Raw genomic sequence first — 20094 nt, 5'->3', positions numbered from 1 at the left:
GCCTGCTGTGCGTCCTTCTGCCTCGGTGTCCAGCGGGCCCGTACAACAGGTCCGACCTTGACCCCTGATCGAGGTCGCCTTGACAAAAGTAGCCCGGCGCTATCCGACCCGGAAGTGCGACACGCCGTGCCACGAACAACTTTGCCAAAGTTGTTCAGCGATTGCTCGCTAAAAACGACATCCGTGTGATTTTGCAGGTCAGCGCGTTGCTGTCGGCGTGTCGCGGAAGGACTATCCGGGCGCTGACGTCAAATGAGCGCGATGATTCCGGCTTGGCGGCCGGTTGTGGTACCGACACCGCTGGCCCGACGGTGCGAGAACAGGCTCGCATCCTCGAGCGTGCACCGCTCGACCCGCGTCGCCGCCACGCCGCGCACGGCGAGCTGCGCGACCACTCCCGCGGGCAGGTCCAGGCCGGGTGTACCCTCGCTGGTCGTCGCACGGGTCTCCGGCACCACGGCGGCCACCTCGTCGCGCATCGCGCCGGGCACCTCGTAGCACCGCCCGCACACCGCCGGACCGACCGCGGCGCGCACGCGTGCCGGGTCGGCACCGCGCGCGACCAGCGCGTCGAGGGCCCGGTGCACCACACCGGTCAGCACGCCCTTGCGCCCTGCGTGCGCGACCGCGACGACGCGTGCCTCCGGGTCGGCCAGCAGCACGGGTACGCAGTCGGCGACGAGGACCCCGAGCCCCAGCCCGCGTTCCGCGGTGACCAGGGCGTCGCCCTCCCCCGCCGACGCGGGTGGCCGGTGCGCGGCCCACGCGACGCGCTCGGCCGGCCCGAGCTCCAGCACCACGTCGCCGTGCACCTGTGTGGCGAAGGCCACCGGCGCACCGAGCCGCTCAGCCACCAGTGACCGGTTGACCGCCACCCGCGCCGCGTCGTCGGACACGTTGAGGCCGAGGTTCAGCCCGCCGCCGTCCGACGGCGACCAGGGGGCGGGCGAGACACCGCCCGTGCCGGCCGTGAAAAAGGCGTGCACCCCGTCGCCGAGATCGACGGGGTGCACGCCTGCAAGAGTCCGGGTGTCGCTCACGTGTGCGAGAGTACCCGGCGGACGATCGCGGGTCCGGTCACTTCAGGAAGTCGGGGACGTCCAGGTCCTCGGAGGTCCGGCGCGGGTTCTCGTCGTACAGCGGCGGGACCTCCACGCGCTCGCCCTGCTCGCGCGAGACGTCCTGCCGGTTGAACGAGCCCTGCACCACGACGGCCGGCTCGTCCAGCGTGCGCGGCACGTCGTCCGAACCCTCGTCGTCGATCACGCGAGGCAGCGTGGAGACCGGGGACGGCTGCTGGTGCGCCGGCGGGACCGACGGGGGCATGCCGTTCCCGCTGTGGTGCTCCGGTGCGCGGCGCGCCGCGTCGGAGACGTCGGGCAGCGGCACCGGCGCCGTCGCGGGGCTCCGCGTCGCCGCGGGGCTCGCCACCGCTCCGGCCACCTGACCGAGGGCCCGGTTGTCCTTGCGCTCCTTGGGCAGGCCGCCGTCGAAGCCCGCGGCGATGACGGTGACCCGCACCTCGTCGCCGAGCGCGTCGTCGATGACCGTACCGAAGATGATGTTGGCCTCCGGGTGCGCGGCCTCCTGCACCAGGCGCGCGGCCTCGTGCACCTCGAAGAGACCGAGGTCGCTGCCACCCTGGATCGACAGCAGCACGCCGTGCGCGCCGTCGATCGAGGCCTCGAGCAGCGGCGACGAGATCGCCAGCTCGGCCGCCTGCACCGCGCGGTCCTCGCCCCGTGCCGAGCCGATGCCCATGAGCGCGGAGCCCGCACCCTGCATGACCGACTTCACGTCCGCGAAGTCCAGGTTGATCAGGCCGGGCGTGGTGATGAGATCGGTGATGCCCTGCACACCGGAGTGCAGCACCTGGTCGGCCGAGTGGAACGCCGCGATGGCCGACACGTTCCGGTCCGACATCGACAGGAGCCGGTCGTTCGGGATCACGATCAGCGTGTCGACCTCGTCGCGGAGGTTCTCGATGCCGCTCTCGGCCTGCACCGCACGGCGCCGGCCCTCGAACGTGAACGGCCGCGTCACGACGCCGACCGTCAGCGCGCCGAGCGAGCGCGCGATGCGTGCTACGACGGGAGCGCCGCCGGTGCCGGTGCCGCCGCCCTCGCCCGCCGTGACGAAGACCATGTCGGCGCCGCGCAGGACGTCCTCGATCTCCTCGGCGTGGTCCTCGGCCGCCTTCTTGCCGACCTCAGGGTCCGCGCCGGCACCGAGGCCGCGCGTGAGCTCACGTCCGACGTCGAGCTTGACGTCGGCGTCCGACATCAGGAGTGCCTGTGCGTCCGTGTTGATCGCGATGAACTCGACGCCCTTGAGGCCGACCTCGATCATGCGGTTGACGGCGTTCACACCACCGCCGCCGATACCGACCACCTTGATTACTGCCAGGTAGTTCTGCGGAGTTGCCACGTCGTCGCCTTTCGATCGGGTCCCGAGTCCCGACTCTCGTCCCTCCCGAAGTCTCAGGTTGAGGTAGAGGGTTAGAGTTATGTCAGGTTGCTGCTGAGTTCGACGGTAAGTGCGGCGTCGAACTGTGTCGAAGACATCGTTGCGCGTGTCGCGCAACGATGCACGCGAGAAATCACACGGATGTCATTTTCAGGCGCGGCAGGGCGGCATCCGTCCCGGACGCCCGACCAGCGACATCACACGCGCGACCCCCGGGACCGTCCCCCCGCCCGAGGGCGGGACCGACAGGCGGCGGTCAGCGCGTGACCGGCAGGTCGGGTGACGACACGTCGATGGTCGTCGCCGACGGCTCCGCGCGCAGCAGGGTCTGCGCGACCTTGGTCTTGAGCTCGACCTGCGCCCCGCTCCCCCACCGGATCACGCGACCGTCCGACAGCGTGGTCCGCACGTCGTCCTGCGTCGCGGCGCTGACCGTCTGGATGTCGCCCGCAAGCTTCTGCGGCAGGGCGCCCAGCACCTCCAGCGCCGCGTTCATGGCCCGCCGGCCGGCCTCGCCCTCGGCCAGCGAGACGACGATCGACGGCAGGTTGTCGGGCACGTCCTCCGCCGTGCCGACCCGCACGCCCTCCGCGTCCATCAGGGCGTACACGTCACCCTGCTGCGGGACTGCGGCGACCGGTTCCCGGGAGGTGAGCCGCACCGTCAGACCGTCGGGCCAGGCGCGCGTGATCTCCACGTCCTTGACGGCGTTCATCGCGAGGATCTCCTCGCGCAGGCCGACGGTGTCGATCCGGGGCAGCGGCACGCCCGCCTGGTCCGTCACCGTCTCGCGCACCTGCCCGACGTCGACGGTGGTGCCCTGCCCGGCGACCCGGACCTGCTCCGGGTCGAGCGCGAGCAGCGGCGAGAAGAACGTCGCCCACACCAGCCCCGCGGCGACCGCCAGTGTCAGGGCGGTCCAGCCGATCCGGCGCCACACCCGGTAGCGGGCCATCGCCGTGCGCTCGGCGAGACGGTCGGCCAGCTGGTCCGACACCACGTCGTGCCGGGTGCCCGACGGCGACGTGCGAGCCGTGTCCGGGCGGCTCGCCGAGGTCCTCGGCGGGGCCGTGCCCTGCGGCACCGGCTGCGACGCCGGCTGCCGCCTACCCGGAGCCTGCGCACCGGACGTCGTGCGACCGGGCCGGGCCGGCGCGGTGGCCCGCTGAGCGGGCTCCTGCGCCGGGCCCTGGCCCTTGGCGCCCCGGGCGGTAGCGCCCGGGGCCTCCTGGCCGTTCTTTCCCTGCTGTACCGAGCCCTCACCTGCGGGGCGCGGCCGTGCCGTGCCCGCGGCGCGAGGACGCGCGGGCGGTCGCATCAGTCCTCGCCCAGCCCCGGTGCAGCGGCCGAGCCCGTGGCGACGCGGCCGTTCAGGCGCGCCAGGACGGCCGGCCCGAGCTGCGTCACGTCACCGGCGCCGACCGTGAGCACCACGTCGCCCGGCCGGGCGAGGTCGGTGATCGCGTGCGCGGCGTCCAGCCGGTCCGGCACCGCGTAGGCGGCGCCGTGGTCGGCCATCAGGTCGACGATCGTGTTCGCGGTGACCGACGGGTCGCGCTCCTCGCGGGCCCCGTAGATGTCCGTGACCACCACCTCGTCGGCGGCCGACAGCTCCTTGGCGAAGCTCTCGGCGAAGGTCTTGGTGCGCGAGTACAGGTGCGGCTGGAACAGGATGAGCACGCGACCGCCGTCCGCGATCTCGCGCGCGGCCGTCAGGATGACCCGGACCTCCGTGGGGTGGTGGGCGTAGTCGTCGATCACGCGGACGCCGTCGGCGATGCCCTTCTCCTCGAAGCGGCGGCCCGTGCCGACGAACGCGCCGACGCCGGCGACCGCCTGCTCGGGCGACACACCCAGCTTCACCGCGGCGATCACGGCGGCGGTCGCGTTGAGCACGTTGTGCTTGCCCGGGACCGAGAGCCGCATCGGGATGCCCGGCACGTTGCCGGACACGCCGGCGCCGTCGGCCACCTGCTCGTTGGTGCCCAGGATGTCGCCGCGCAGCACCGCGGTGGTGCCCTCGGGCGTCGTCGAGATGTCGGTGACGCGCACCCGCGCCGTGTCGTTCGTGCCATAGGTGATGACGTGGCCGCCCGTGGCGCAGATCGTGGCCCCCACGGAGAGCGAGCCCTCGTCGTCGGCGCAGGCGATGAGCCAGCCGTCGGACACCAGGCGGCGCGCGAACCGGATGAACGCGCCGTTGAAGGCCTCCGGGGTGCCGTAGTGGTCCAGGTGGTCCGCCTCGACGTTCGTCACCACCGCGATGGTCGGCGTGTAGTTCAGGAACGAGCCGTCCGACTCGTCGGCCTCGGCCACGAGCACGTCGGACGTCCCCAGGTGACCACCCGGTGTCGACCCGTTGGCGGTACGGACGGTGCTGCCGATCGCGTACGACGGGTCGAGGCCCGCCTCGCGCAGGATCGTCGCGATCATGGCCGACGTCGTCGTCTTGCCGTGCGCGCCGGCGACGGCGATGCCGCGCTGTCCCTCCATCAGCGCGGCCAGCGCCTGCGAGCGGTGCAGCACGTTCAGGCGGCGGGCGCGGGCAGCGGCCAGCTCCGGGTTGTCCTCGTGCACGGCGCTCGAGATCACCACGGAGTCCACCCCCGTGAGGTGGGCCGGATCGTGACCGACCCACACCTTGACGCCCTCGGCCCGCAAGGCCTCCAGCGTCTCCGATTCTGCGGCGTCCGAGCCCTGCACGGGCACGCCGCGCCCGGCGAGCAGGCGGGCCACGACGGACATGCCGGCCCCGCCTATGCCGATCATGTGGACGCGTCCGAGCTTCGCGACCTGATCTGTCATCTGATCCGTGACCGTGGTGCTCATGACCTGACCTCCGTGGTGTCGGTACCTGCTGACCGTACGGCTTGCTCGACGAGATCGACGACACGTGCGGCGCCGTCGGTGGTGCCGGCCGACCGCGCGGCCTTCGCCATGACACCGAGCCGCTCACGGTCCGCGAGCAGCGTAGGAACTTCTCGCGACACCCAGTCGGGCGTCAGGTCCGCGTCGTCCACCAGCAGACCGCCGCCCGCCCCGACCAGCGGCGCGGCGTTCAGCCGCTGCTCGCCGTTGCCGATGGGCAGCGGCACGTAGACCGCAGGGATACCGAGCGCGGCCTGCTCGGCCACGGAGCCGGCGCCGGAGCGGCAGACCACCAGGTCGGCGACCGCGTAGGCGAGCTCCATCTGCTCCAGGTACTCGCGGACCTGGTAGCGCCGGTCGTCGAGCGCGGGGACGGCCGCGAGCGTCGCGCGCACCTCGTCACCCTTGCCCTTGCCCGTCAGGTGCAGCACCTGCGCCCCGGCGGCGAGGATCTGGGCGGCGACACCGGACACCGCGCGGTTCAGGTTCACCGCGCCCAGGGAGCCACCCGTCACGACGAGGGTCGGCAGCGCCGGGTCGAGGCCCAGCTCTGCGGCGGCACGGGCGCGGGCGCCCGCGGCGTCGGCCTCGCGCTCCTGCACGAGCGCCGCGATCGCCTGCCGCAGCGGCAGACCCGTGAGGACGCCCCCGCGCAGCGGTGTGCCGGGGAAGGTGAGGCCCACGCGGGCCGCCCACCGGGCGCCCAGGCGGTTGGCCAGGCCGGGCCGCGCGTTCTGCTCGTGGATCACGATCGGCACGCCCTTGCGCCGGGCCGCGAGGTAGGCGGGCGTCGCCACGTACCCGCCGAAACCGATCACGGCCTGCGCGTCGATCTCGTCGATCGCCTCCTCCGCCGACCTCACCGCGGCCGCCAGCCTGCCCGGCAGCCGCAGCAGGTCCGGGCTGGGACGCCGCGGCAGCGGCACGCGCGGGATGGGCCGCAGCTCGTAGCCGCGGGCCGGCACGAGCTCGGCCTCCAGGCCGGTCGTGGTGCCGAGCGCGAGCACGCGCGCACCGGGCTCCCGACGCCGTACCTCGTCCGCCACCGCGAGCAGGGGGTTCACGTGTCCCGCGCTACCGCCACCGGCGAGCACCACCGACACAACTGCTGAGCTCATCATCACCTTCTCGTCGTCGCCCGGACGAACGGCCCGGGCGGGTCGGTGCGCAGCGCTCCGCCGTGCGAGACCCGAGGTGCCGGAACTCGTCCACAGCTGGAGCCACCGTGCACATTTCTACCGTCTACGAACCGCGCCGCCCAGCACAGCCAGTGACTTGCGCACGACGCTACCGCGTGCAGCCAGTGCCTTGGCAGCCCCTGGCTCGGTCCGGGCGAACGAGATCACCATCCCGAGCGCCGCCATCGTCGTGATGAGCGCGGACCCGCCCGCGGACACCAGCGGGAGCGGCACGCCGATCACCGGCAGCACGCCGATCACCACGCCGATGTTCACGAAGGCCTGGCCCACGATCCAGCAGGCGACGGCGGCGGTGGCGACCTTGACGAACGGGTCGGTGTGCCGCCGGATCACGCGGCTCATCGCGAGGCCGAGCACGGCGAACAGCGCCAGCACCAGCACCGTGCCGAACAGCCCGAGCTCCTCGCCGATCACGGCGAAGATGAAGTCGTTGTGCGCCTCGGGCAGGTAGTTCCACTTCTCGCGGCTCGCGCCCAGGCCCACTCCCCACAGCCCGCCGGTGCCCAGCCCGAACAGGCCGTGCAGGGACTGGTAGCAGTCGGAGGACTTGTCGCACTCGGCGCCGTAGGTGGCCACGATCCGCCGCAGCCGGTCGCCGCCGTCCTGCTGCAGGATGAACACGTACCCGACCACGAAGGCTCCCAGCGCGCCGCCGAGCGTCATGAGGGACATGGGCACGCCGGCCACGAAGAAGGCGCCGGCCACCAGGAGGCCCATCACGAGCGCCGTACCGAGGTCGCCTCCGCCGAGCACCAGGCCGAGGACCACCACCGCGCCCGGCACGGCCGGCAGGATCGCGTGCGACCAGCTGCCCAGCAGGGCCTGCTTGCGACCGAGCACCGTACCGAGCCAGATGGCGAGAGCGAGCTTGGCGAGCTCGGACGGCTGGAAACGCACCGGTCCGAACACCAGCCAGTTCTGCTGGCCGTTGGCGATCTCCCCCATGAAGATCACCGCGACGAGCAGCACCATCGCGACGGCGAGCCCGGGCAGCGCGAGCCGCTTGTACCAACGGACCGGCAGGTGCGCGGCGACCAGGAGCACGGGCAGGCCCATCAGCGCGTACTGCGCCTGGACCAGGAAGGCCGCGTACGGCGACTGGTCCGCGGCGATCGACGTCACCGTCGAGCTGGACAGCACCATGATCAGACCGATCACGGTCAGCAGACCGGTGGTGCCCACCAGGAGGTAGTAGCTGGAGACGTCCGAGTTCCACTGGCCCAGCCAGGAACGCGCAGGAGCCCTCCGGCTCGTTCCCGTCGTGGCCATCCCTGTCCCTCCTGCCCCGTGCGCGAGCAGCGCCGTCAGCTCCCGAGCCCGCAGCTCAGGAGGTGAGCTCACGCACCACGCGTGCGAACTCCTCGCCGCGCTGGGCGTACGAGGCGAACTGGTCCTGCGACGCACCCGCCGGGGCCAGCAGCACGGTGTCCCCCGGCTGGGCCAGGTCCCGCGCTGCGGCTACCGCCCGGCGCATCACGGTCCCAGTGTCACCGGGATCGATCACCACCACCGGGATCTTCGGCGCGTGTCGGGCCAGCGTGTCGGCCAGCGGGCGGGGGTCGGCGCCGATCACCACGGCGGCGCGCATGCGGTCGGCGCGGGACGAGACGAGCTCGTCGAACGTGGCGCCCTTGGACAGCCCGCCGGCGATCCACACGACCGTGCCGTGGGCGAAGCCGGCCAGCGAGGCGGCCGCGGAGTGCGTGTTCGTCGCCTTGGAGTCGTTCACGTACGTGACGCCGTCCGCCTCGGCGACCCGCTGGATACGGTGCTCGCTCGGCCCGAAGGACCGCAGACCGTCGCGGACGGCGGACGCCGGCACACCGTGCGCACGCGCCAGGGCGGCGGCGGCCAGGGCGTCGGCCACGATGTGCGTCGGCACGACGCCGCCCTGGTCGCCCAGCTGCTTCAGGTCGGCCAGGGTGCCGAGCTCCGCGGCGCTCTTGCGGCGGTCGGGGTCGTCGCTCGCGGTGTGGAAGGCGCGGTCCACCAGGACGTCGTCGACCAGGCCGAGGTCGCCCGGACCGGGCGTGCCCGCCACGAAGCCGACGGCGCGCGCGCCCTCGACGACGTCTGCCTCGCGCACCAGGTCCTCGGTCGTCCGGTCCGCGACGTTGTAGACGCAGGCCGTCCGGACGCGTTCGTAGATACGGCCCTTGTCGCGCGTGTAGGCGTCGATGGAGCCGTGCCAGTCGAGGTGGTCGGGCGAGACGTTGAGGACCGCACCGGCCTCCAGGGACATCGTGTGCGTGAAGTGGAGCTGGAAGCTCGAGAGCTCCACGGCGACGACGTCGAGCGTGGGGTCGAGGGCCGCCTCCACGAGGGACCGGCCCACGTTGCCGACGGCGGCGGTGCGCAGGCCCGCGGCGCGCAGGATCGCCACCAGCATCTCGACGGTGGTCGTCTTGCCGTTGGACCCGGTGATGCCGAGCCACTCCGCGGGCCCTTCGGAGCCCAGCCGGTCGACCCGCAGGCGCCACGCCAGCTCGACCTCGCTCCACACGGGCACGCCGGCGGCCAGCGCGGCGGCGACGACCGGGTGGTGCGGCGCGAACCCCGGTGAGGCGACCAGCAGGTCCGCCTCGGCCAGCACGGCCGCCGCGCCGTCGGAGCCCAGGCCGCTGTGGTCGGCGTCGTCCGCCTTGTCGTCGACGGTGACCAGGGACGCGACACGCGGCGTCAGGACGCGCTGGAGGGAGCGCCCGGTGACACCGAGGCCGGCCAGGACCACCCGCGCCTCGCCCAGCGGGACGCGCGGCTCGACGGCGCCGTACGTGTCGGCACCGGACGTGCGAGCACCGGACGCCTCGGTCACGAGGCGACCCACTCGGCGTAGAAGATGCCCATGCCCAGGCCCGCGAGCAGGCCGGCGATGAGCCAGAACCGGATGACGATCGTGACCTCGCCCCACCCCGACAGCTCGAAGTGGTGCTGCAGCGGGGCCATCTTGAACACGCGCTTGCCCGTCATCTTGAAGTATCCGACCTGGATCACGACAGAGGAGACGATGAGCACGAACAGGCCGCCGATGATGACCGCGAGGAGCTCGGTCCGCGACAGGATCGACAGGCCGGCCAGCGCACCGCCCAGGGCGAGCGATCCGGTGTCACCCATGAAGATCTTGGCGGGGTTGGCGTTCCACCACAGGAACCCGACGCAGGCGCCCGTGACGGCGGCGGCCACGATGGCGAGGTCCTGCGGGTCACGCACCTCGTAGCAGCGTGGTCCCGCGGTGGCCAGGAACTGGCACGACTGGTTGAGCTGCCAGATGCCGACCAGCACGTAGGCGCCGAACGTGATGATCGAGACGCCCGTGGCCAGGCCGTCCAGACCGTCGGTCACGTTCACCGCGTTGGACCAGGCGGACACCAGCAGGTTGGCCCAGATCACGAAGAGGATGAGACCGACGGTGGCGCCGGCGAACGCCAGGTCGAACTCCGTGTCGCGCAGGAACGAGATCTTGGTCGACGCCGGGGTGCGCGAGTTCTCGTTGGGGAACTGCAGCGCGAGCACCGCGAAGGAGACGCCGACCACGCCCTGCCCGATCAGCTTGGCGCGCGGGGTCAGGCCGAGGGAGCGCTGCTTGCGGATCTTGGTGAAGTCGTCGAGGAACCCGATCAGGCCCAGGCCCGCCATGAGGTAGAGCGCCAGCAGCGCCGACACGCTCGGCAGCCGGCCGGACACCAGCATCGAGGCCGCGACCCCGATCACGGTCGCGGCGATGATGACGACGCCGCCCATCTGGGGCGTACCACGCTTGGTGAAGTGCCCCGTGGGGCCGTCCTCGCGGACGAACTGGCCGTAGTTCTTGTGGACCAGGAACCGGATGAAGACCGGGGTGCCCAGCAGGGCGACGAGCAGCGCCACTGCGGCGCTGACCAGGATCGCGATCACTTGTTGTTGTCCTCTACGGTCCGAGCCATCGACAGGTGGTCCCCGAGCTCGGTCAGCCCGGCACCGAGGGACGACTTCACGAGCACGACGTCGCCGGGCTCCAGCGACTCGTCCAGCATCGAGCGGGCAGCGGCGATGTCCGGCACGAAGATCGACTCCGAGCCCCAGGACCCCTCCTGCATGGCGCCCTCGTGGATGTGGTAGGCACCCTCGCCGACCACGACGAGCTGCTTGATGTTCAGCCGGACCACGAGCCGGCCGATCTCGTCGTGCGCCGCGCGGGCGCCGTCGCCGAGCTCGAGCATCTCGCCGAGCACCGCCACCGAGCGGCGGGTCCGGCCAGAGACCACCGCGAGGGTGCGCAGCGCCGCCTTCATCGAGTCCGGGTTCGCGTTGTACGCGTCGTCGATCACGGTGACACCGTCGGGCCGCTCGGTGACGGCCATGCGGTGCGGGCTGAGGGCGGTGGCCTCGGAGAGCCGCTTCGCGACGTCGGGCACCGGCACGCCGAGGCGCAGCGCCACCGTCGCGGCGGCGAGGGCGTTGCTCACGTGGTGCGCGCCCACGAGCTGCAGCGCGACGTCGGCGCGCTGCTCGTCGGCCTCGCCGGTGCGGGCGACGCGGAGCGTGAAGCTCGCCCGGCCCATGGGGTCCACGGTGACGTCCTCGGCGCGGACGTCGGCGGACGGGATGGTGCCGAAGGTCTGCACGGTGGTGCCGGGGGCGGCGCGGTTCGCCATGGCGACGACGCGCAGGTCGTCGGCGTTGAGCACCACCGAACCTCCGTCGACCACGCCCTCGACCATCTCGCCCTTGGTCTGGGCGATGGCCTCGATGCTGCCGAAGTGGCCGACGTGCGCGACGCCGACCGCGAGCACGACACCGACGTCGGGCGGCGCGATGCGCGTGAGGTAGGCGATGTTGCCGACGCGGTCGGCGCCCATCTCGAGCACCAGGTAGCGCGTCGCCGCGGTGACCCGGAGAACCGTGAGCGGCAGGCCGATCTCGTTGTTGAACGAGCCTTTGGGGACGATGATGGCGTGCTCGTTGCCGGCCTCGGGCGTCAGCAGCTGGCCGAGCAGGTCCTTCGTGGTCGTCTTGCCGACAGAGCCGGTCACGGCCACCACCTGGGGCACGACGTCGCCGTCGGCCCCGCTGCGCACCGTCGCCAGGACGTACCGCGCGAGCTCGCCGAGGGCCGTCTGCGGGTCGTCCACCACGACGGTCGGCAGGCCGTCCAGCTCGCGGGACGCCAGCACCAGCGCGGCGCCCGCGGCCACCGCGGTGGCCGCGAAGTCGTGGCCGTCCACCCGCTCGCCCGGCAGGGCCACGAAGAGGGCACCGGGCCCGGCGTCGCGCGAGTCGGTGATCACCGCCCCCGTGACCGTCACGTCCGGGTCGGCGTGCAGCCGCCCGCCGGTGGCTGCGGCGACCTGTGCCGCAGTCAGCTCGATCATGCCTGTGGTGTCCTCTCCTGCATGGGGTACTGCTCGGGTTACACGTACCGCCGGCGTCGCACGTCGTGCTGCCGGGTTTACACGTTCTGCTGAGGCTGCCCCGTCCGGGCGGCCAGCGCTGCGCGCGCCTCGACACGGTCGTCGAGCGGATGGTCCACGCCGGCGATCTCCTGGACGGTCTCGTGCCCGCGGCCCGCGACCAGCACGGTGTCGTCCGGGCCGGCGGCGAGGATCGCTGCGCGGATGGCGTCCGCGCGCGGGGCGACCTCGCGGACCTCCACGGTACGCGAGCCGCCGCCGTCCGCCGCATCGACGATGCGCTCGGGCGTGCCGTTCGGCCCGGTCCCGGCGAGGACCTCGGCCCGCACCTTCGCGGGGTCCTCGTCGTGGGGGTCGTCGTCGGTCACGTAGACCACGTCCGCGCCGCGGACGGCGGCGGCGCCCATGAACGGCCGTTTGCCGGGGTCGCGGTCGCCCGTGGCGCCGAACACCACGGCGAGACGGCCGGTCGTCGTCGGGCGCAGGGCCGCGAGGCTGAGCTCGAGCGCCTCGGTGTTGTGCGCGAAGTCCACGACCACGCGTGGCGCGGTGGCGAGCACCTCCATGCGGCCCGGGACGGTGGCGCTCAGGCCGTGGCCCGCCGCCAGCGCGTCGGTCACGTCCCGGATGTCGGAGCCGCCCTCCAGCACCATCGTCACCGCGAGCGCCGCGTTGGCCACGTTGTAGCCGCCGGGCAGCGAGGTGGAGGTGCGCAGGGTGCGCCCGTCACGGTGGGTCAGGGTGAAGGCGGACCCGGTGCCCGACGGCGCGACGTCGGTCACCGTCCAGTCGGCGTCCTTGCCGGGGAGCGTGGTGAGCGTCGCGACGGGGACCTGTGCGACCTCGGCCATGCGTTCGCCCCAGGTGTCGTCGAGGGTGATGACGCCGCGGCGGGCGCGGGCGGGCGTGAACAGGTCGGCCTTGGTGGCGAAGTACGACTCGAAGTCGCCGTGGAAGTCGAGGTGGTCCTGGGTCAGGTTGGTGAACCCGGCCACGCCGAACACGACGCCGTCGACGCGGTGCTGCGCGAGCGCGTGGGACGAGACCTCCATCGCGAGCGTGCGCACGTGGTCCTCACGCATCGCGGCGAGGAGGGCCTGCAGGTCCGCGGCCTCGGGCGTGGTCAGGACGCTCGGGATGACCCGGTCGCCGGAGCGGGTCTCGACGGTGCCGATCAGGCCGCCCTTCCACCCCAGCGCCCGCAGCAGGTGGTCCAGCTGGTAGGTGGTGGTGGTCTTGCCGTTGGTGCCGGTGACGCCGAACGTCATCAGCTCCTCGGCGGGGTTGCCCAGCACCCAGGCGGCGACCTGACCGAGGATGGCGCGGGGGTCCTCGTCGGCGACGAGGACGGGCACCGTGGTGTCGGCGGCGATCAGCTCGGCACCGCGTGCGTCCGTGAGGACGGCGGTGGCACCACGCGCGACGGCGTCGGCGGCGAACTGCGCACCGTGTGCGCGGGCGCCGGGGACGGCCACGAACAGGTCTCCCGGCCTGGCGACCCGGTTGTCCGAGGCCACGCAGGTGACTGCGGCATCGGCGGGATGACCTGGGGCGATGGTGAGGCCGAACGCGACGGCGAGGTCGGAGACCTGGCGCGCGGTGGTGGCCGCCGGACGGATCCGGTCGAACGGGGATGTCACGGAGTAGAACCTACCGCGTCCGAGGGTAGGGGCCTGTCCTGTCTGTGGGTCTCGGGTGGTGGTTGTGGGGTGGTCCGGGCACAACCGGGGTCCGGGCCGGAACGACTACGCGCGCGGGGTGGGTTGTCACGGGTAGACATCGTCCACTCACAGCAACACACATGGCGGATCTACGGTCTCCATAGGCGGAGCGCCAGCTACCAGCACACCGATGTGCCCGGCCCTTCTGAACTCGCGGGATCGGCGGCACCCTCCACCGTCCAGCAGTCCGAATCGACCGAGGGAGCAACACGACGCGTCCACGACGAGCGGTCGGCCTGCTCCCACCAGTCCGGGATCGGCTCCTCGTACAAGATGACGGTCGACCAGTAGAAGCCGGTTTCATGCAGCACGAGATCCGTCGGACCGATCATGTCGGAGCCGCCCCACTGCGCATTGATCCGGGCCACAGCCTCGGGCAGAGCCAGACCGTTCCTGCCGATCAGCTCCTCCAGGATGTCTATCACCAGAGCGGCAACCTCAGTGGACATCCTGAAGTCGAACCATTCAGTTCGAAACTCGGTCACCAGATCATCCGCCGTTCAGGCCGGCCCTGCGATCCCATGCCACCAGGATCCCTCCCGACCAGCGGACCCGTCGGCCAGGTAACGCCTGTTCCATGCGCATCACGTTCCGTCCTGTTTACGCACGCGGGGTGTGTTGCCGTGAGTCGACGACGTCTACTCACAGCAACGCACCCCGCGGACCTACACCTTCCGCCGGTCGGTCCAGGCGGCAGCGGCTCGCTACCGCGCCAGCAGGCCCGGCAGCACACCGTCCACGAGCCCGGAGGTGTGCAGGTGGCACGCCACCAGCCGCCCCTCCTCGGCCTGCGCCGTCCGCCCCAGCACCGGCAGCTCCGTACGGCACACGTCCATGGCGTGTGCGCACCGCGGCGCGAACGGACACCCCGGCGGCCGCTTCGACAGGTCCGGCGGCGAGCCCGGGATACCGGTCAGCTCCCGCCGCGGCCCGTGCAGCGGTGGGAACGAACCGAGCAGACCGGCCGAGTACGGGTGCCGTGGCTTCGTGTAGACGTCCCGCGCGACCGCCGTCTCCACGATCTCGCCCGCGTACATGACGGCGATCCGGTCGGCGACCTCGACCAGCAGGGACACGTCGTGCGTGATGAGCACCACGGAGAAGCCCAGCCGCTCGCGCAGCTCCATCACCTGCTCCAGAATCTGGCGCTGCATCACGACGTCGAGCGCCGTGGTGGGCTCGTCCATGATGAGCACCTGCGGCTCCAGGGCGAGCGCCATCGCGATCATGACGCGCTGCCGCATGCCGCCGGAGAGCTGGTGGGGGTAGGACCGCAGCCGGTCCGCCGAGATGCCGACCAGCCGGAGCAGCTCCGCCGCCCGCTCCGTGGCCTCGGCCCGCCGCATACCGGGCCGGTGCGCCAGGATGCCGTCGACGAGCTGGCGCTCGACCCGGAACACCGGGTTGAGCGAGCTCATCGCGCCCTGGAACACGATGGCGATGTCCCGCCAGCGGGCGGCCCGCAGCTCGGCGTCGGACAGGGAGAGCAGGTCCGCGCGCTTGCCGTCGCGGCCCGTGAGCCATACCTCGCCGCCCGTGATGAGGCCGGGCGGCGACAGCAGCCGGGTGGCCGCATAGGCGAGGGTCGACTTGCCGCAGCCCGACTCCCCCGCCAGCCCCAGCACCTCACCACGGTGGAGAGTGAGCGAGACCTCCCGCAGCACGTGCGTGGGATCGTCGCCGAACCCGTAGTCCACGCTCAGGTCCCGGATCTCCAGCACCGGTTCCGCAGGCACCGCCGCCGTCGGCGTGCCGGCCTGCGTGCTCGTGTCCGTCTGGCTCATGACCGTGCCTCCCGCACCACCGGAGTGAACCCCACACGAGGCCGGATGCCCCGGCGACGCAGCGAGCGCGCGTGCAGGCCGGTGGACCGCAGGCGGGGGTTGACGATCTCGTCGATACCGAAGTTGACCAGCGTCAGGGCCATGCCCAGCAGGGCGATGCAGGCACCGGCCGGCACGAACCACCACCACGCGCCACGCTGCAGCGCGAGGTTGTTCTGCGCCCAGAACAGGATGGTGCCCCAGTTCCACTCGCTGACCGGCGTGATGCCGATGAACGACAGCGTGACCTGGGACAGCACCGCGAACGTCACGGTGCCGACGAAGCCGGAGGCGATCACCGCCGTCAGGTTGGGCATCACCTCGACGAGGACGAGGCGCCACGTGCGCTCCCCGTTGGCCCGGGCCGCCTCCACGAAGTCGCGCTTGCGCAGCGACAGCGTCTGGGCCCGCAGCACGCGCGCGCCCCATGCCCAGCCGGTGGCCCCGATGACCAGCGCCACCGTGAGCCCGCCCGCCGACGGCAGCTGCGCGGCGATCAGGATGATCAGCGGCAGCTGCGGGATCACGAGGAACATGTTCGACAGCGCGGACAGCGACTCGTCGCCGACGCCGCCGACGAACCCGGCGGTCACCCCCACGAGCACGCCCACCACCGTGGCGCTCACCCCGGCGACCAGGCCGACGACGAGCACACCGCGGGTGCCGACCACGAGCTGCGACAGGATGTCGCGGCCGGTGTGGTCGGTCCCGAGCCAGTGCGCGGCCGACGGCGGGCTGAGCAGCGCGTCGCTCACCTGGTTCGGGTCGTACGGCGCGACCCACGGGCCCAGCAGTGCGAGCAGCGTGAAGAAGCCGAGGATGACCAGACCCGCGGTCACCTTGCCGTTGCGCAGGAACATCAGCTGGTTGTTCATCGGTCCTCCGTCCGGGTGCGGGGGTCGAGCAGGGCGTAGGCGAGGTCGGCCACCATGTTCGCCACGAGGACGGACAGCGTGATGACCAGGAAGCAGCCCTGCATCAGCGGGTAGTCGTGGGTGGAGACCGCCTGGAAGAGCGTGTAGCCGATGCCCTGGTAGGAGAAGACCATCTCCATGATCAGCGTGCCGCCCACCACGAAGCCGAGGGACAGCGCGAAGCTGGAGACCTGCGGCAGCACCGCGTTGCGCGCGGCGTAGCCGAACATGACCTGGCGTTCCGGCAGGCCCTTGGCATGCGCCACGGTGACGTAGTCCTCCGAGGAGACCGTCACCATCATGTTGCGCATGCCCAGCACCCAGCCGGCCACCGACGACAGCACCACGGTCAGCGCCGGCAGGAACCCGTAGTAGACGACCGAACCGATGAACTCCCCGGTGAACGCGGGCACCATGCCGCGGTCGTAGCTACCGCTCGAGGGGAACCAGCCCAGGTTCACCGAGAACACCGCGATGGTGATCAGGCCCAGCCAAAAGTACGGCACGGCCTGGAAGAACGTCGCGGCGGGCAGCAGCCCGTCGGCCCATGTGCCGCGGCGCCAGCCGAGGAACGTGCCGATGAGCGAGCCGATCACGAACGCGATCACCGTCGCCACCCCGACCAGCCCCACCGTCCACGGCAGCGACTGGCTCACGATGTCCGCGACCGGCGTCGGGAAGTGCGTGAAGGACAGCCCCAGGTCGCCCCGCAGGAGCAGGCCCCAGTAGTCGACGTACTGCTGCCACAGGCTGGTGTCCTGGTCCAGCCCGAACAGCACGCGCAGCGAGTTCTCGGCACGGGAGTCGATGCGGCCCTGCATGCGGCCGAGGAGCGCCGTGACCGGGTCGCCGGGCAGCATGCGCGGGATGAAGAAGTTGATGGTGATCGCGGCCCACGCGGTCAGCGCGTAGAACACGACCCTGCGCAGCAGGAACCTCATGCGCCCGCCTCCCCACCACGGGTCGAGCCTGTCGAGACGCGCCCCACCTCGGGCCGGTCCTCCCGGTCGCTGTACCCCCAGCAGGCCGCCGACCGTCCGGGCGTGACCTCGATCAGCTCCGGCGTCTCGCGCCGGCACAGGTCCCTCGCGTACGGGCAGCGCGGCGCGAACCGGCAGCCGGGCGGCGGATCCACGAGGCTCGGCGGCTCGCCGCCGGTCCCCTGGTCCCGCACGGCCGCCGCACCGGCGCCCGCCAGGTCGTCCGGGTCGGGCGCGGACGCCACGAGCAGCCGGGTGTACGGGTGCAGCGGCTCCTGGGTAACCGACTCGCTGTCCCCGGTCTCCATGACCTGGCCCGCGTACAGCACGGTGGTGCGGTCGGCGAAGTAGCGCGCGGAGGCGATGTCGTGCGTGATGTACAGGACGGCGATGCCGAGCCGGTCACGCAGGTCGGCCAGGAGGTTGAGGATGCCGAGCCGGATCGAGACGTCGAGCATCGAGACGGGCTCGTCGGCGAGCAGCACCTCGGGGTCGGCGGCGAGCGCCCGCGCGATGGCGATGCGCTGCCGCTGTCCCCCGGACAGCTCGTGCGGGTACTTGTCGACGTACCGCTCGGCGGGCGTGAGGTGCACCCGTTCCAGCAGCTCGGTCAGGGCCTCCTCCAGCTCGGCACCCCGCAGCGTGCCGCCGGTCGACTGGCGGCGGTGCAGGCGCAGCGCCCGGGTGAGCGTGTGGCGCACCGGGTGCACGGGGTTGATGGAGGCGAACGGGTCCTGGAAGATCATCTGCACGCGTCGCACGTACGCGCGGAACGCCCGCCGGCCGCGCACGCGGACCTCGGCGCCGTCCAGCAGGACGCGGCCGTCCGTGATCGGGATCAGGCCGGCCAGCAGGCGGGCGACGGTGGACTTGCCGGAGCCCGACTCCCCCACCACGGCCAGTACCTGGCCGCGGTGGAGCTCGAGGTCGACGCCGTCCACCGCGTGGATCGCCCGGGCGGGCGGACGGCCGGCGATGCGGCGTCCACCCGCCCGGAAGTGCTTGGTGAGGCCGTGCGCGGCCAGCACCGGTGTGCTCTGACTCATCAGCCGTCCGCAGGCTCGAGGTTCATCAGGATCTGGGCGGCCTGCACGCCGGTGGGCTGCGGCTGGTTGTAGGGGTCCTCCTCGGACGGCCAGCCCACGTAGTTCTGCGTCGAGTACTGCGCGGTGGCCGGGCGGGTCCAGATGGCGATGCCCGGCACCTCCTCGACGAAGACCTCCTGGATGGTGGCGAGCGACTCGGTGCGCGTGGCGTCGTCGGCGGCCGCGGCGTAGTCGGCGAGCGCCCGCGTGGCGTCCTCGTTCTGGAACCGGCCGAAGTTCCAGGTGGCCGGCTCACCCAGCTTCTTGTAGTGCGCACCGTCCATGATGTCGGAGTACATGTCCCAGGGGGTGGCGCCGCCGTCGGTCCAGTGGAGGGTCGCCTGGAAGTCGCCGCCGGGGATGATGTCGGCGAACCAGCCGTCCTGGTTGACGGGGTTGACCTCTGCCGTGGCGCCGAGCTCGGCGGCCGAGTTCTTGATGAGGTCCAGGGCGGTCAGGTAGTCGTTCCAGCCGGCCGGGTTCACCAGCTCGAACGTCACCTCCTCGCCGTCCGGGTCGACAAGCTTCTCGCCCTCCCAGGTGTAGCCGGCGTCCTCGAGCAGGGCGCGGGCGCCCTCGACGTCGACCTCGAACTCCTCGCCGGCGTACTCCTCCGCGAGGAACTCCTCGCCGGCGGGCAGGGGCAGGCCGGTGACGCTGGTCAGCGCGGGGTTCACGCCGGACGTCGCGACGTCGACGAGCTCCTGGCGGTCGATCACCATGTTGAGCGCCTGCCGGAACGCCTTGTCGTCGAACGGCTTGGTCTCGTTGTTCAGGTAGAGGACGTCGATGCCGAGGCCGCCGGCGGCGTACTGGTGGTAGTGCTCGGGGTCCTGGGCGATGTAGACGTTCTCGAAGTCCGCGATGAACGTCCAGCCCCACTGCGCCTCACCGGTGGTGAGCGCCGTGGTCAGGGCGTTGTTGTCGTTGTACGAGGAGTAGCGGATCTCGGGGACCGCGGGCTCGCCGCCCCAGTAGTCGTCGCGGGCCACGACGGTGGCGGCCTGCGGCGTCCACGACTTCAGGGTGTACGGGCCGGTGCCGACCGGGTCGGGGTTGGTGTCCGTCGTCGGGTCCTCGATGTCGGCCCAGACGTGCTCGGGCACCATGACCAGGTCGTAGAGCTTGGCCTGGTTGACGAACTGCCCGGCGGTGAACGTGACGGTGACGGTGCCGCCGTCCGTCTCGATCGTGTCGTAGGGCAGGGCTCCGGTGTTGAGCGCCTCGAAGTCCTTGCGCAGCTGGATCGAGAACGCGACGTCGTCGGCCGTGAACTCCTCGCCGTCCGACCAGGTGACGCCCTCGCGGGGCGTGATAACGGCCTCGGTGAAGTCCTCGTTCCACTCGACGCTCTCGGCGAGCCAGGGGGACGGCTCCTCCGAGGGGCGCGCCTGGTTGCGCATCATCAGGGGCTCGTAGATGACGAACGCGTAGCCGAGCGAGAGCGCGGACGAACCGGTGGCGAACGGGCTGTGGTTCTCCGTCTGGACGCCGTTCGGCATGCCGACGGTCAGGGTCTCGCCGCCGCCCTCGGTCTCGGTGGTGCCTCCGCCGCCTCCTCCGCCGCAGGCCGTGGCCAGCAGCGCGATGGCTGCCGCGGCTGCCGCCGCGGCGACGTGCTTGTGAATCCTCACGGTGTGCCTCCTTG

The 20094-nt window shown here is 72.0% G+C and carries 16 protein-coding genes; all 16 read right to left on the bottom strand.

The features are described 5' to 3' along the window. Positions 1-248: 248 nt before the first annotated feature. Positions 249-1040, bottom strand: coding sequence for a peptidoglycan editing factor PgeF (gene pgeF, locus LUM46_RS12475; RefSeq protein ID WP_274994287.1), 792 nt, complete (start codon positions 1038-1040; stop codon positions 249-251). A 37-nt stretch (positions 1041-1077) separates the two neighbouring features. Beyond that, entirely contained in the window at positions 1078-2427 is a 1350-nt protein-coding gene (gene ftsZ, locus LUM46_RS12470; protein ID WP_274994285.1) for a cell division protein FtsZ, read from the bottom strand. 295 nt (positions 2428-2722) lie between these two features. Further along, positions 2723-3784: a cell division protein FtsQ/DivIB gene (locus LUM46_RS12465; protein ID WP_274994283.1), complete on the bottom strand. Its 1062-nt coding sequence runs from the start codon at positions 3782-3784 to the stop codon at positions 2723-2725. Continuing rightward, positions 3784-5295 (bottom strand): UDP-N-acetylmuramate--L-alanine ligase, encoded by a 1512-nt coding sequence (murC, locus tag LUM46_RS12460; RefSeq protein WP_274994282.1) that lies wholly within the window; start codon positions 5293-5295, stop codon positions 3784-3786. The genes LUM46_RS12465 and murC overlap by 1 nt, the downstream gene beginning before the upstream one ends. Next, positions 5292-6455, bottom strand: a complete 1164-nt coding sequence (gene murG, locus LUM46_RS12455; protein WP_374726932.1) for an undecaprenyldiphospho-muramoylpentapeptide beta-N-acetylglucosaminyltransferase — start codon at positions 6453-6455, stop codon at positions 5292-5294. Before murG ends, murC begins: the two co-directional genes overlap by 4 nt. 114 nt (positions 6456-6569) lie before the next feature. After that, positions 6570-7802 (bottom strand): putative lipid II flippase FtsW, encoded by a 1233-nt coding sequence (gene ftsW / locus LUM46_RS12450; protein WP_274994390.1) that lies wholly within the window; start codon positions 7800-7802, stop codon positions 6570-6572. 55 nt (positions 7803-7857) lie between these two features. After that, positions 7858-9348: a UDP-N-acetylmuramoyl-L-alanine--D-glutamate ligase gene (gene murD, locus LUM46_RS12445; RefSeq protein ID WP_274994280.1), complete on the bottom strand. Its 1491-nt coding sequence runs from the start codon at positions 9346-9348 to the stop codon at positions 7858-7860. Then, the gene (gene mraY, locus LUM46_RS12440) at positions 9345-10427 is read right to left on the bottom strand and encodes a phospho-N-acetylmuramoyl-pentapeptide-transferase (RefSeq protein WP_274994279.1); all 1083 of its coding nucleotides are present in this window, start codon (positions 10425-10427) and stop codon (positions 9345-9347) included. Before mraY ends, murD begins: the two co-directional genes overlap by 4 nt. Beyond that, positions 10424-11884: a UDP-N-acetylmuramoyl-tripeptide--D-alanyl-D-alanine ligase gene (locus LUM46_RS12435; protein WP_274994277.1), complete on the bottom strand. Its 1461-nt coding sequence runs from the start codon at positions 11882-11884 to the stop codon at positions 10424-10426. Before LUM46_RS12435 ends, mraY begins: the two co-directional genes overlap by 4 nt. Positions 11885-11961: 77 nt before the next feature. Further along, positions 11962-13563: a UDP-N-acetylmuramoyl-L-alanyl-D-glutamate--2,6-diaminopimelate ligase gene (locus LUM46_RS12430; RefSeq protein ID WP_274994275.1), complete on the bottom strand. Its 1602-nt coding sequence runs from the start codon at positions 13561-13563 to the stop codon at positions 11962-11964. Positions 13564-13760: 197 nt separating this feature from the next. Next, positions 13761-14129, bottom strand: coding sequence for a hypothetical protein (locus LUM46_RS12425; RefSeq protein ID WP_274994273.1), 369 nt, complete (start codon positions 14127-14129; stop codon positions 13761-13763). Positions 14130-14348: 219 nt separating this feature from the next. Then, the gene (locus tag LUM46_RS12420) at positions 14349-15428 is read right to left on the bottom strand and encodes an ABC transporter ATP-binding protein (RefSeq protein ID WP_274994270.1); all 1080 of its coding nucleotides are present in this window, start codon (positions 15426-15428) and stop codon (positions 14349-14351) included. After that, a complete protein-coding gene (locus LUM46_RS12415) occupies positions 15425-16342 on the bottom strand; it encodes an ABC transporter permease (protein ID WP_274994269.1) in 918 nt (305 codons plus the stop codon). Before LUM46_RS12415 ends, LUM46_RS12420 begins: the two co-directional genes overlap by 4 nt. Then, the gene (locus LUM46_RS12410; RefSeq protein ID WP_274994267.1) at positions 16339-17322 is read right to left on the bottom strand and encodes an ABC transporter permease; all 984 of its coding nucleotides are present in this window, start codon (positions 17320-17322) and stop codon (positions 16339-16341) included. Before LUM46_RS12410 ends, LUM46_RS12415 begins: the two co-directional genes overlap by 4 nt. After that, the gene (locus LUM46_RS12405; protein ID WP_274994264.1) at positions 17319-18407 is read right to left on the bottom strand and encodes an ABC transporter ATP-binding protein; all 1089 of its coding nucleotides are present in this window, start codon (positions 18405-18407) and stop codon (positions 17319-17321) included. The genes LUM46_RS12410 and LUM46_RS12405 overlap by 4 nt, the downstream gene beginning before the upstream one ends. Next, positions 18407-20080: an ABC transporter substrate-binding protein gene (locus tag LUM46_RS12400; protein WP_274994263.1), complete on the bottom strand. Its 1674-nt coding sequence runs from the start codon at positions 20078-20080 to the stop codon at positions 18407-18409. Before LUM46_RS12400 ends, LUM46_RS12405 begins: the two co-directional genes overlap by 1 nt. Positions 20081-20094 lie beyond the last annotated feature (14 nt).

Origin of the sequence: Promicromonospora iranensis (genome assembly GCF_028994805.1) — a bacterium.
Taxonomy (GTDB): domain Bacteria; phylum Actinomycetota; class Actinomycetes; order Actinomycetales; family Cellulomonadaceae; genus Promicromonospora; species Promicromonospora iranensis.
Note: the sequence above shows the minus strand (reverse complement) of the source record. Positions and strands in the feature narration are given on the sequence as shown.